At 75.6% G+C, this 12413-nt stretch carries 15 protein-coding genes; 10 read left to right on the top strand and 5 right to left on the bottom strand.

What is annotated here, in order from left to right; genetic code table 11:
• Positions 1-213: 213 nt before the first annotated feature.
• Genes ACI78R_RS21430 through ACI78R_RS21420 form a run of 3 tightly spaced genes read right to left on the bottom strand, consistent with a single transcriptional unit; the run spans position 214 to position 2206 of the window.
• Entirely contained in the window at positions 214-912 is a 699-nt protein-coding gene (locus ACI78R_RS21430) for a hypothetical protein (RefSeq protein WP_457042205.1), read from the bottom strand.
• Positions 909-1847 carry an ABC transporter ATP-binding protein gene (locus ACI78R_RS21425; RefSeq protein ID WP_457042204.1) on the bottom strand — a complete coding sequence of 313 codons (939 nt, stop codon included), beginning with the start codon at positions 1845-1847 and terminating at the stop codon, positions 909-911. The genes ACI78R_RS21430 and ACI78R_RS21425 overlap by 4 nt, the downstream gene beginning before the upstream one ends.
• Positions 1844-2206, bottom strand: a complete 363-nt coding sequence (locus ACI78R_RS21420) for a GntR family transcriptional regulator (protein ID WP_073417720.1) — start codon at positions 2204-2206, stop codon at positions 1844-1846. Before ACI78R_RS21420 ends, ACI78R_RS21425 begins: the two co-directional genes overlap by 4 nt.
• Before the next feature lie 109 nt (positions 2207-2315).
• On the opposite strand from ACI78R_RS21420, the gene ACI78R_RS21415 reads away from it, so the two are divergent.
• Genes ACI78R_RS21415 through allB form a run of 8 tightly spaced genes read left to right on the top strand, consistent with a single transcriptional unit; the run spans position 2316 to position 9167 of the window.
• Positions 2316-3446 (top strand): epoxide hydrolase family protein, encoded by a 1131-nt coding sequence (locus ACI78R_RS21415; protein WP_457042203.1) that lies wholly within the window; start codon positions 2316-2318, stop codon positions 3444-3446.
• 59 nt (positions 3447-3505) lie between these two features.
• A complete protein-coding gene (locus tag ACI78R_RS21410; protein ID WP_073417724.1) occupies positions 3506-3808 on the top strand; it encodes an urease subunit gamma in 303 nt (100 codons plus the stop codon).
• Positions 3805-4122: an urease subunit beta gene (locus ACI78R_RS21405; RefSeq protein ID WP_457042202.1), complete on the top strand. Its 318-nt coding sequence runs from the start codon at positions 3805-3807 to the stop codon at positions 4120-4122. The genes ACI78R_RS21410 and ACI78R_RS21405 overlap by 4 nt, the downstream gene beginning before the upstream one ends.
• Entirely contained in the window at positions 4122-5843 is a 1722-nt protein-coding gene (locus tag ACI78R_RS21400; protein WP_073417726.1) for an urease subunit alpha, read from the top strand. The genes ACI78R_RS21405 and ACI78R_RS21400 overlap by 1 nt, the downstream gene beginning before the upstream one ends.
• Entirely contained in the window at positions 5843-6481 is a 639-nt protein-coding gene (locus tag ACI78R_RS21395; protein ID WP_457042201.1) for an urease accessory protein UreF, read from the top strand. Before ACI78R_RS21400 ends, ACI78R_RS21395 begins: the two co-directional genes overlap by 1 nt.
• A gap of 18 nt (positions 6482-6499) precedes the next feature.
• Positions 6500-7177, top strand: coding sequence for an urease accessory protein UreG (ureG, locus tag ACI78R_RS21390; protein WP_073417730.1), 678 nt, complete (start codon positions 6500-6502; stop codon positions 7175-7177).
• Positions 7174-7857 carry an urease accessory protein UreD gene (locus tag ACI78R_RS21385; RefSeq protein ID WP_073417732.1) on the top strand — a complete coding sequence of 228 codons (684 nt, stop codon included), beginning with the start codon at positions 7174-7176 and terminating at the stop codon, positions 7855-7857. Before ureG ends, ACI78R_RS21385 begins: the two co-directional genes overlap by 4 nt.
• The gene (gene allB, locus ACI78R_RS21380) at positions 7854-9167 is read left to right on the top strand and encodes an allantoinase AllB (protein WP_457042200.1); all 1314 of its coding nucleotides are present in this window, start codon (positions 7854-7856) and stop codon (positions 9165-9167) included. The genes ACI78R_RS21385 and allB overlap by 4 nt, the downstream gene beginning before the upstream one ends.
• Here the strand turns inward: allB and ACI78R_RS21375 are convergent, their stop codons facing one another.
• A complete protein-coding gene (locus tag ACI78R_RS21375) occupies positions 9168-9329 on the bottom strand; it encodes a hypothetical protein (protein ID WP_175562755.1) in 162 nt (53 codons plus the stop codon).
• Positions 9330-9412: 83 nt separating this feature from the next.
• On the opposite strand from ACI78R_RS21375, the gene alc reads away from it, so the two are divergent.
• Together alc and ACI78R_RS21365 are read left to right on the top strand one after the other, a co-directional pair.
• Complete coding sequence (gene alc / locus ACI78R_RS21370; protein WP_457042199.1) at positions 9413-10408, top strand: allantoicase; 996 nt, start codon at positions 9413-9415, stop codon at positions 10406-10408.
• Between the two features lie 126 nt (positions 10409-10534).
• Entirely contained in the window at positions 10535-11278 is a 744-nt protein-coding gene (locus ACI78R_RS21365; protein WP_457042198.1) for an SDR family NAD(P)-dependent oxidoreductase, read from the top strand.
• Between the two features lie 8 nt (positions 11279-11286).
• Here ACI78R_RS21365 and ACI78R_RS21360 read toward each other — a convergent pair whose 3' ends face one another.
• A complete protein-coding gene (locus ACI78R_RS21360; RefSeq protein ID WP_457042197.1) occupies positions 11287-12138 on the bottom strand; it encodes a serine hydrolase in 852 nt (283 codons plus the stop codon).
• Positions 12139-12413: the final 275 nt, after the last annotated feature.

Genomic DNA, 12413 nt, shown 5'->3' with positions numbered 1-12413 from the left:
GAAGCTAAGCCTCTCAGCGCCGATGGTACTGCCCTGGAGACGGGGTGGGAGAGTAGGACGCCGCCGGACAACTCCTCACAGGAAGGGCCCCCACCACCCGGTGGGGGCCCTTCCTGCATTTCCGGGACCATTCATCCGGAACGGTCGCGGAATGGGCAACGGCCCCGGTTCCGTCAGGACGGAACCGGGGCCGCGGGCGTCAGTCGTGCGCCGTCAGGGGACGACCCGCCGGAGGCCGGCGAAGGACAGTGCCGCTGCGACGGCCGCCAGGGCCACCGGGATGGCGACGGCCGTGGTGAGCGTCGACTGGTCCACCAGCCAGGTGCCCACGTCGCCCCACCAGCCGCGCCAGGAGACCAGGACGGCCAGGCCGCCGAAGACGACCATCGCGCCGATCACCAGGCCCCAGATGCCGTACTGGCCCCAGCGCTTCATCACCACACCGATCGCCACACCGAGGAAGGCCGCGGCGAGCATCGGGGCGCCGGAGACGAGCACCTGCAGGGCGACGTTGTCGACGTCCATCTGGCCGGGGGCCCAGAAGTTCAGCCGGATCCCCCAGCCGCCGGTGGCGTCCTCGATCGCGACGAGCAGCGCCACGGCGACCCCGTAGACCAGCGCCGCGACCAGCGCGGCCAGTGCCGTCCCCAGGTAGAAGGTGCGCCGGCTCAAGCTCATCCCCATCGCGAAGGGCATCACCTGGGTGACCGACTGGATGAAGACCACCAGGACGGTGATGTAGAGGGACGCGACGCCGCCGGTGATGCCGCCGCCCGGCTGCGTGCCGGCGTCGGTCAGGGACCACACCGCCAGGTTGATGACGAAGCTGAGCGAGACGACGCCCCAGGGGATGCCGACGGTCAGCAGCGGGTTCATCGCGTGCAGCCGGGCGGACGCCAGGACGCGGTTCATCGGGTGGTTCCCTCGTAGGGCGTGGAGGAACGGGCGGTGCGGGCCGCGGCGGCCGCGGAGGGCGTCCCCGCGGCGCGCGTGCTCAGGGCGACGACGAGCTGCTGCAGCGGCGTCGGCTCCGCCGTCAGGCCGGACGCCGCGAGGTCGGCCGGGTCGAGCGGCCGGCCGAGGCGCAGGACGGCGCGCGTCGACCCGCCCAGGGCGTCCCGGGTGAGCACCTCGTGCTCCCGTGCCAGCGCCTCGACGCGCCCGGTCGGGCCGGTGACGGTGAGGGCGGAGGCGCGCAGGGTCTCGACGTCGTCGTCGAGGAGCACCCGGCCGCCGTCGAGGAGGACGACGTGCTCGAGCAGCCCGCTGATCTCCTCGATGAGGTGCGTGGACAGGACGATCGTCCGGGGCTCCTCGGCGTAGTCGGCGATCAGCCGGTCGTAGAAGAGCTGGCGGGCGACGGCGTCGAGGCCCAGGTAGGGCTCGTCGAAGAAGGTGACCGGCGCCCGGGAGGCCAGGCCGATGGTGATGCCGACGGCCGACACCATCCCGCGGGACAGCTTGACCACCGGCCGGCGGGCCGGGAGGTCGAAGTCGGCCACCAGCGAGCGGGCCAGGTCCTCGTCCCAGGTGGGGAAGAGGGTGGCCGCCGCCGCGAGGGCGTCGCGCACCCGGAAGTGGTCGGGGTAGCGCTGGCTCTCCTTGACGAAGCAGATCTGCTGGAGGACGGCGTCGTCCTCGTACGGGTCGGTGCCGAGCACCCGCACCTGGCCGCTGGTGGGCACGCGGTGCCCGGCGAGCAGCTGCATGAGCGTCGTCTTGCCGGCGCCGTTGCGGCCCAGCAGGCCCGTGATGCCGTCGGTGGCGAAGGAGGTGGTCACCGCGTCGAGGGCGGTGTGCTCCCGGTACCGCATAGTGACGTCGGTCAGCGCCGCGGCGGCGGTCATCGCTCGTCCTCCCAGCGGTCGATCATGCGGGCCAGCTCGGTGGTGGAGATGCCGAGCTTGGAGGCCTCGGTCATCAGGGGGCGGACGTACTGGTCGGCGAACTCGCTGCGGCGGCGCTTGAGCAGCTGCTCCCGGGCGCCCGTGGCGACGAACATCCCGACTCCTCGTCTCTTGTAGAGGACCCCGTCGGTGACGAGCTGGTTGAGGCCCTTGGCGGCTGTCGCGGGGTTGATGCGGTGGAAGGCGCTGAGCTCGTTCGACGAGGGCGCCTGGCTCTCCTCGGGGAGGGAGCCGTCGACGATCGCGTTCTCGATCTGGGCCGCGACCTGCCGGAAGATCGGGCCGGCGTCCTCGTTCACCCGGCGCCCCGGTGTCCCGCCGGCCCGTCCCGGTGCCGGGGTTCATTACTCATGTAGTGAACCGTAGGGGTGGTGGAGCCCGACCGTCAAGAGCGGCTACGGTCGCGCCGTGGACGACGCACTGACGCCCTTCACCGTCGACGTCCCCGTGGAGGAGGTGGACGACCTCCGCCGCCGGCTGCGCGGCACCCGCTGGCCCGACGCCGCGACGGTCGCTGACTGGTCGCAGGGCGTGCCGCTGGACTGGCTGCGCGAGGTCTGCCGGTACTGGGCCGAGGAGTACGACTGGTCCGCCTGCCAGGCCCGGCTGGACGCCGTCCCCCAGCTGACGACGGTCGTCGACGGGCTGGCGGTCCACCTCCTGCACGTCCCCTCGCCGCACCCCGGCGCGCTGCCGCTGGTCCTCACGCACGGCTGGCCCGGGTCGGTGCTCGAGTTCCTCGACCTCCTCGGCCCGCTCACCGACCCCGAGGACCCGCGCGACGCGTTCTCCGTCGTCGTGCCGTCGCTGCCCGGCTACGGGTGGAGCGGGCACCCGGAGGCGCCCGGCTGGGGTCCGGCGCGGACCGCGGACGCGTGGGCGGAGGTGATGCGCCGGCTCGGGTACGAGCGCTTCGGGGCGCAGGGCGGGGACATCGGCTCGTTCGTGTCGGCCAACCTGGGCGCGCGCCACCCCGACCGGGTGGCCGGCGTGCACCTCAACATGGTGGTGACCGAGCCGCCGCCCGGGCAGACCGAGTTCGACGAGCGCGAGCAGCGCGCCCTGGACCGGATGCGCACCTTCCGCACCGACGGGTCGTCCTACAGCCACCAGCACCGCACCCGGCCGCAGACGCTCGGCTACGGCCTCACCGACTCCCCGGCCGGGCAGGCCGCGTGGATCCTCGAGAAGTTCGCCGCCTGGACCGACAACGACGGCGACCCGACCTCCGCGATCGCGCTCGACCGGCTGCTGGACGACGTCTCGGTCTACTGGTTCACGCGGACGGCGACGTCGTCGGCGCGGATGTACTGGGAGATGGCCCGGGCTCCGGAGGAGCGGGCACCGCAGGTGGACGTGCCGTCCGGCGTCTCGCTGTTCCCGCACGAGATCTTCGTGCCGCCGCGGGCGTGGGTGGAGCGGCAGCTGACCGACCTGCGGCTCTGGCGCGAGCACGACAGCGGCGGGCACTTCGCGGCGATGGAACGGCCGGGCGAGCTGCTGGCCGACGTCCGGGAGTTCTTCCGCCCGCTCAGGTAACCGCCGCGACACATCCGGCGGTTAGCGTCCGGGCTCCGCCGACCCCCGGAGGACCCCGCGTGCACCTCTCCCCGCACGAGCAGGAGCGCCTGCTGCTCTCCTACGCCGCCGAGCTGGCACGACGACGGCGCGCGCGGGGCCTGCGGCTCAACCTGCCCGAGGCGACGGCGATCGTCACCGACCACGTGCTCGAGGGCGCCCGCGACGGCGTGCTGGTGGCCGAGCTCATGCAGTCCGGCCGCACGGTGCTCACCCGCGACGACGTGATGGACGGCGTCCCCGAGCTGCTGGAGGAGGTGCAGGTGGAGGCGACCTTCCCGGACGGGACCAAGCTGGTCACGGTCCACCACCCGATCCCGTGAGCGTGGGGCCCGTGGTCCCGGGTGAGGTCATCCCCGCGGAGGGGACGATCGAGACGCTGCCCGGCGTCCCGCGGATCGAGCTCGAGGTGACCAACACCGGCGACCGGCCGGTGCAGGTGGGCTCGCACCTCCACTTCGCGCAGACCAACCGCGCCCTGGCCTTCGACCGAGCCGCGGCAGCCGGCCACCGGCTCGACGTCGCCGCCGGCACCGCCGTCCGCTTCGAGCCCGGCATCACCCGCGCGGTGACGCTGGTGCCGCTGGCCGGCGCGCGCGTCGTCCCCGGCCTGACCGCAGAGGGAGGGCTCGGCTGATGGTGCAGCTGTCCCGCGAGCGCTACGCCCAGCTGTACGGCCCCACGACGGGCGACCGCATCCGGCTGGCCGACACCGACCTGCTGATCGAGGTCGAGGAGGACCGTTGCGGCGGCCCCGGCCGCGCCGGCGAGGAGGCGGTCTTCGGCGGCGGCAAGGTGATCCGCGAGTCGATGGGCCAGGGCCGCGCCACCCGCGCGCAGGGCGCACCCGACCTGGTCATCACCGGCGCCGTCGTCCTGGACCACTGGGGGATCGTCAAGGCCGACGTCGGCATCCGCGACGGGCGGATCGTGGCGCTGGGCAAGGCCGGCAACCCCGACACCATGGACGGCGTCCACCCCGACCTGGTGATCGGCCCGGGCACCGAGGTGATGGCCGGCAACGGCCGGATCCTGACCGCCGGCGGCATCGACTGCCACGTGCACTTCATCTGCCCGCAGATCGTCCCCACGGCGCTCGGCTCCGGGGTCACCACGCTCATCGGCGGCGGCACCGGACCGGCCGAGGGGTCGAAGGCCACCACGATCACCCCGGGTGCCTGGTACCTGGCCCGGATGCTCGAGGCGATGGACCCGTGGCCGGTGAACGTCGCGCTGCTCGGCAAGGGCAACACGGTCTCGCTCGAGTCGATGGAGGAGCAGCTCCGCGCCGGTGCCAGCGGGTTCAAGTTGCACGAGGACTGGGGCTCCACGCCCGCGGCGATCGACGCCTGCCTCACCGTGGCCGGGCGCAACGGCGTCCCGGTCGCGCTGCACTCGGACACGCTCAACGAGGCCGGGTTCGTCGAGGACACCCTGGCGGCGATCGCCGGCCGGTCGATCCACGCGTACCACACCGAGGGTGCCGGGGGCGGGCACGCGCCGGACATCATCACCGTCGCCGGGCACCCGAACGTGCTGCCGTCGTCGACCAACCCGACCCGGCCGCACACGGTGAACACCCTCGACGAGCACCTCGACATGCTCATGGTCTGCCACCACCTGGACTCCTCCGTGCCGGAGGACCTGGCCTTCGCCGAGAGCCGGATCCGGCCGACGACGATCGCCGCCGAGGACCTGCTGCACGACATCGGCGCCATCTCGATGATCGGCTCCGACGCGCAGGCCATGGGCCGGGTGGGCGAGGTCGTGATGCGCACCTGGCAGACGGCGCACGTGATGAAGCGCAAGCGCGGGTCGCTGGCCGGCGACGGCGCCGCGGACAACCTGCGGGCGCGCCGGTACGTCGCGAAGTACACGATCTGCCCGGCGGTGGCGCACGGCATCGACGGCGAGGTGGGCTCGGTGGAGCCCGGCAAGCTCGCCGACCTCGTGCTGTGGGACCCGCGGTTCTTCGGCGTCCGCCCGCACGCGGTGCTCAAGGGCGGGATGGTCGCGTGGGCGCAGATGGGCGACGCCAACGCCTCCATCCCGACGCCGCAGCCGCAGCTCCCGCGGCCGATGTTCGGCGCGTACGGGAAGGTGCCGGCGCTGACCTCGGTGCACTTCGTGGCGCCGGCGGCCCTGGAGGCGGGGCTCGGCGACCGGCTGGCCATCGACCGGCGGCTGGCCGCGGTCACCGACACCACCCGGCTCACCAAGGCCGACATGCCGGAGAACACCGCGCTGCCGGAGATCCGCGTCGACCCGGACACCTTCACGGTGACCGTGGACGGCGAGGTGTGGGAGCCCGAGCCGGTGCGCGAGCTGCCGATGGCGCAGCGGTACTTCCTGTTCTGATGACGGCCTCCCTGCTCACGCTGGCCGACTCGCGGCTCCCCGCGGGCGGGCACACGCATTCCGGCGGGGTGGAGCAGGCGATCGCGGCCGGGCTGGTGCGCGACCCGGCGTCGCTGGCCGCCTTCCTGCTGCGCCGGCTGGTGACGTCCGGCGCTGTGGCGGCCGGGCTCGCTGCAGCGGCGTGCCGTGGAAGGAACCTCCCGGTGCTCGATGCGGAGGCCGACGCGCGGACGCCGTCGCCGGCGCTGCGGGCCGCCTCCCGGCAGCAGGGCCGCGGGCTCGTGCGGGTGGGCCGCCGCGCCTGGCCCTCGCCGCTCTGGGACGCCCTGCCCGCCGCGCCGCACCACCCCGTCGCGCTCGGCGTCGCCGCGGCCGCCGGCGGGCTGACGCCCCGCGACGCCGCCGCGGCCGCCGCCTACCTGTCGGTCAGCGGCCCGGCGACCGCGGCCCAGCGGCTGCTCGCCATGGACCCGCTCACCGTCGCCGCCGTCACCGCGCGGCTCGCGCCGGAGATCGACGCCGTCGCCGAGGACTGCCTCTCGCGCGCGGACGGCGAGCTGCCCGCCGACACCGACCCGCTCCTCGACCTGCTGGCCGAGGTGCACGCCACGAGAGGGGACCGCTTCTTCGCGTCATGATCACCAACCGGAGGACACATGCCACCTGACCACAACCTGGACGACTACGTGGACGCCTACGAGCACGGACACCGGCACGGCGGGCCGCTGCGCGTCGGGCTCGGCGGCCCGGTCGGTTCGGGCAAGACGGCGCTCGCCGCCGCGCTGTGCCGCACGCTCGGCGCCGAGTACGACCTCGCCGTCGTCACCAACGACATCTACACGACCGAGGACGCCGACTTCCTGCGCCGAAACGCCGTCCTCCCCGACGACCGGATCGAGGCGGTGCAGACCGGCTGCTGCCCGCACACCGCCATCCGCGACGACATCACCGCCAACCTCGACGCCGTCGAGCTGCTCGAGGCCCGCCACCCCGGCCTGGAGCTGGTGCTCGTGGAGTCCGGCGGGGACAACCTGACGGCGAGCTTCAGCTACGGGCTGGTCGACGTGCAGGTGTTCGTCGTCGACGTCGCCGGCGGGGACAAGGTGCCGCGCAAGGGCGGGCCCGGGGTCACCGCGAGCGACCTGCTCGTGGTGAACAAGACCGACCTCGCGCCGCTGGTGGGCGCCGACCTCGACGTCATGCGGCGCGACTCCGCGGTGGTGCGCGGGGACAAGCCGACCCTGCTCATCTCGCTGCGCGAGGACCCGGCCGCCACCGAGGTGGCCGAGTGGGTGCGCGCACAGGTGCGGGCGCGGCAGCTGCAGCAGGCGTGAGGACACGGGTCGAGGTCGTCGCGCGGCGGGGGCCCGGCGGGCGCACCGTGCTGCCGGTGGTCCGCGGGAGCGGGCAGCTGGCGGTGCGCCGGACCGGTCCGTCCGCCGTCCACCTCGTGGCGACGGCGTTCGGCCCGCTCGGCGGCGACGACGCCGAGATCCGGCTGGTGGTCGAGGAGGGCGCCGTGCTCGCGGTGCGCTCGGTGGCCGCCGCCGTCGCGCTGCCCGCCCGCGACGGCGACCGGCCCTCGGTGCAGCGCGTCCTCGCGGAGGTGGCCGGGGAGCTCGACCTGCGGATGGAGCCGACCGTCGTCGCTCGGGGCGCGCACCACCGCGCCGGGCTGACGGCGGAGCTCGCGGCGGGCGCCGTGCTGACCGCCACCGAGCAGGTGCTGCTCGGCCGCACCGGCGAGGAGCCCGGCCGGTGGACCGGCACCACGCGGGTGGTCGCCGACGGGCGGCCGCTGGTGCACACGACCGTCGGTCTCGGCCCGGGAGCGCCGGCCTGGCTGCCGCCGGTCGCGCCGCGTGCCTACGCGTCCACGGTGCACGTGGGGCAGGCTGCCGGGGTGCTGACCGCCGGGGACGCCGTCCGCCTGCCGCTGGACACCGGGTGGGTGGCCACCGCCTGGGGCGCCGAGCTGCACACCGTGGTGCGCGCGGTGGAGGCGGTGGCGTGAGCCTCGTCGTGCGGGCGCGGCGGGTGGTGCTGCCGGGCGGCGAGCGTGCCGCGGCCGTGCACACGCGGGACGGCGTCGTCACGGCGGTGACGGCGTTCGACGACGTCCCGCCCGGCGCGGTCACCCTCGCCGACGACGAGGTCCTGATCCCGGGGCTGGTCGACAGCCACGTGCACGTCAACGAGCCGGGCCGCACCGAGTGGGAGGGCTTCGCCAGCGCCACCCGGGCCGCGGCCGCCGGCGGGATCACCACGATCGTGGACATGCCGCTGAACTCCGTGCCGGCGACCACCACGCTCGACGCGCTGCGGGTCAAGCGGGAGGTGGCGGCCGGGCAGGTCGCCGTCGACGTGGCGTTCTGGGGCGGCGCGGTGCCCGGCAACCTCGCCGAGCTGCGGCCGATGCACGAGGCCGGCGTCGTCGGGTTCAAGTGCTTCCTGCTCGACTCCGGGGTGCCGGAGTTCCCGCCGCTGGACGACGCCGGCCTGCGCGCCGCGCTGGCCGAGCTGGCGGCGTTCGAAGGGCTGCTGATCGCGCACGCCGAGGACGAGGCGGTCATCGACGCGGCGCCGGAGCCAGCGGGCGCGAGCTACGCGGCGTTCCTCACCTCCCGGCCGCCCGCGGCGGAGGAGACGGCGATCGGCCGGCTGGTCGCGGCCACGCGGGACACCGGCGCGCGCAGCCACGTCGTCCACCTGGCCGACGGCGACGCGCTGCCGCTGCTGCGCGCCGCCCGTTCTGACGGCGTGCGCGTCACCGTGGAGACCTGCCCGCACTACCTGACCTTCGCCGCCGAGGACGTGCCCGACGGCGACACCGCCTACAAGTGCTGCCCGCCGATCCGCGAGGCGGCGCACCGGGAGGCGCTGTGGGCGGCGCTGGCGGCCGGCGACGTCGACCTGGTCGTGAGCGACCACTCGCCGTGCACGCCCGAGCTCAAGCGGCTCGACGTCGGCGACTTCGGGCTGGCCTGGGGCGGCATCGCGGGCCTGCAGGTGACCCTGCCGGCGGTGTGGACCGGGGCGCGGGCCCGTGGCATCCCGCTCCCGCAGGTGGTCGGGTGGATGGCGGAGGCGCCGGCGCGGCTGGCCGGGCTCCCGGGCAAGGGCGCGATCGCCGTCGGGCGGGACGCCGACCTGGTGGCCTTCGCGCCCGACGAGCCGTTCACCGTGGGCCGGCTGCAGCACCGCAACCCGGTGACGCCCTACGCCGGGCGGGAGCTCACCGGCGTCGTCCGGCGGACCTGGCTGCGCGGGCGGGAGGCCGACGGCAGCCCCCTCGGCCGGTTGCTCAGCCGAGGGGACCGCTGATCAGGACTGCTGCTCGCCCTCCTCGCGGGCGGCGTCGTCCATGATCTTCGGGTCGTCGGTGGAGCCCCCGGCGGGGTCGGCGTTGCCCAGCGCGGTCTCGGCGGGCATCTGCCGGACGTGCTCGCGGGCGCGCTCGCGCAGGTCGTCGGTCGGTTCGGACACGGGTCCTCCTCGGGGTCTGGTGGAACACCGGACCCCTACCCCGCCCGTGACACAGTGACCCCCGCCGACCCCGGAGGAGAGCCGTGAGCGACCCGTTCGACCTGCCCGACCTCGCCGTGCGCACGCAGGGCGGTGCCGTGGTCGCCGCCAACGACGAGTTCTTCGCCGGCAAGGAGGCCCTCGTCCTGCCCGGCCCGGCGCGCGCCCGCGACGACTTCGGCGCCCGCGGCAAGGAGTACGACGGCTGGGAGACCCGGCGGCGCCGCGAGCCCGGGCACGACGAGGCGGTCGTGCGGCTCGGCATGCCGGGGGTGGTGCGCGCCGTCGTCGTCGACACGGCGTTCTTCCTCGGCAACTACCCGCCGCGGGCGTCGCTGGAGGGTGCGGCGCTGGAGGGGCACCCGCCGGCGTCCGCGCTGGCGGGCGCCGACTGGGTGCCGCTGCTGCCCCTGTCGGACCTGGCCGGCGGCACCGCCAACCGCTTCGCCGTCGAGCCGGGGCCGCGGGTGACGCACGTGCGGCTGTCGATCCACCCCGACGGGGGCGTCGCCCGGCTGAGGGTGCACGGCGAGGTCGTGCCCGACCCGCGTCTGCTCGACGCCGGCCCGTGCGACCTCGCGGCGCTGGAGAACGGCGGGCGGATCACCGGGGTGAGCAACGCCTTCTACGGCAGCCCGCACCAGCTCATCGGCCGCGGCGAGGCCCGGTCGATGGGGGAGGGCTGGGAGAACGCCCGCCGCCGCGACGACGGCAACGACTGGGTCGATGTCGCGCTGGCCTGCGAGGGCACGGTGACCCTCGCCGAGCTCGACACCTCCTGGTTCCTCGGCAACGCGCCCGGCGCGGCGTCGCTGACCGGCCGGACGGCGGACGGCGCCGAGGTGGAGCTGCTGCCCCGCACGCCGCTGCAGCCCGACACGCGGCACCGCTTCGTGCTCCCCGGCGACGCCGCGGTGACCTCGGTCCGGATGGACGTGTTCCCCGACGGCGGCATGGCCCGGCTGCGGCTGTGGGGCCGCCCGACCGGTGCCGGCCGCGCCGCCCTGCAGCAGCGGTGGGAGGCCACGGCCAGGCGCTGAGGGGCCGAGCGTGTGCGCCGGCGCGGCATCCCGGGGTCCGGAACGCGGCGTCGCCGCACACGCTCCGAGGCGTTCTCTCGGGAACGTCCCGGGGATGGCACGCGGAGCAGCGGGTAGGTGGCGCCCGTGGCGACGATCGCGATCACCGGCTCCACCGACGGCATCGGCCGGGCGGCCGCACGGCAGCTGCTGGGCGACGGGCACACCGTCGTCCTGCACGCCCGCAGCGAGGCCCGCGGCGCGCCGGTCGCCGAGGAGCTGGGGCGGCTCGGCGAGGTGCGGCTGGTCACCGGCGACCTGGCCGACCTCGGCGAGGTGCGCGCGCTGGCCGACCGGATCGGCGAGGTGGACGCGCTCGTGCACAACGCCGGCGTGTGGCCGGCCGACGGCGCGGCGCCCAGCGCGCAGGGCCACGAGATCGCCTTCGCCGTCAACGCGCTGGCGCCGCACCTGCTGACCGCCCTCCTGCGCGACCGGGTGCGCGAGCGGCTGGTCTTCCTCGGCAGCGGCATGGTCGGCTCGGGTCGCGTCGACCCCGACGACCTCGGCACCCCGCGGGACTCCCGTCGGGCCTACGCCGACTCCAAGGCCCTCGACGTCGTGCTGTCCCTCGGCTGGGCCCGCCGCCTGCCGCACCTGCGGGTGGGCGCCGTCGACCCCGGCTGGGTGCGCACGAAGCTCGCCTCCGCGGGGGCGCCGGGCGACGTCGAGGACGGCGGCGCGCGGGTGGCGCTGGCCGCGGCCGGCGACTGGCCGGGCGGCTACACCGCCGGTCGCCGCCCTGCCCGGACGCCGGGCACGCTGGAGGACCCCGGCCTGCAGGACCGCGTGCTGGCCGCGATGGACCGCCTGGCCGGCATCTCGGGCTGAGAGGCCCCTCATCCCGCCAGGGGCGGGACGAGCTGCTGCGCCATGGCGGTGACGACCGCCGCCTGGCCGGCGTGGAACCCACGGCCGTCGCACCCGGACACGTTCCCGTCGCCCTCGGTCAGGAGGACGACGACGTAGCGGTCGCCCGCCAGGAGCCCGGTGCTGTTGACCACCGCGTCGCCCGCGTCGTCGGCGGAGCCGTTCGCCCACCCCTGCTTGACCGCGGCGCCGGGCGCGACCGACTGCAGGCCGAAGCCCTGGTCGGTGCCGTCCGCGGCCCGGGCCCGCACGTCGTGCAGCGCGGCGCCGAGCCAGGGCCAGACCACCGGGTCCGCACGCAGGGCCGCGTAGAGCCGCGCCAGGCCGAGGGGCGTGACGTGGGTGTTGCCCCAGCGGCCGGTGATCCCGTTGGGGGAGCCCAGCTCCGGCAGGTCGTAGTGCTCCTCGATCCACGGCTCGAGGTCCGGGCCGCCGGCCCGCTCCCACAGCACGTTCGCCGCGGCGTCGTCGGAGAGGCTGACCATCGCACGGGCCAGCGCCTCGGTCTCACCGGTCAACGCCCCCTCGGTCAGCAGCCGGGCCGCGACCATCACCTTCACCACGGAGGCGGTGGCGAACTCACCGTCCTGGTCGCCGGCCACCAGGCAGGCGCCGGTCGCGGTGTCCACCACGGCGACGCCCACCCGCAGCCCGGCGTCCACCCCGATCCGGGCTGCGGCGTCCACCGCCGCGGCCGGGAGCGCCGGGTCCTGGTCGCAGCCACCCACCGCGTCCCGGACGGCCGGCACCACGACGACGGCCGCGGCGACGGCGAGGCCGAGCACCACCAGCCGGGTCGCGCGGGGGCGGCGCCTCCGCACGGGGCGCCCGCCGCGGCCGTAGCGGGTCGGTGCCCGGCCCGGGACGACGGGGCGCCCGGACCGGGCAGGGGCGGGCCGGGCAGGAGCCGGGCAGGTCGGGGCCATGGGAGGGCTCCTCGGCGGGGCGATCCAGGCCGGCGGTGCGTGCGCCGGCTCTCCGGATCGGGGCGGTCGGGTCGGCGACCACCCTCGTTCCGGACGCCGTCCCCCCGCGTCGGAGCAGGAGCCGATCCCGGGCCGCCCCCCGGTACCCCCGGCGGCCTACGCCGTCGTCA

The organism is Geodermatophilus sp. SYSU D01106 (genome assembly GCF_054049995.1).
Note: the sequence above shows the minus strand (reverse complement) of the source record. Positions and strands in the feature narration are given on the sequence as shown.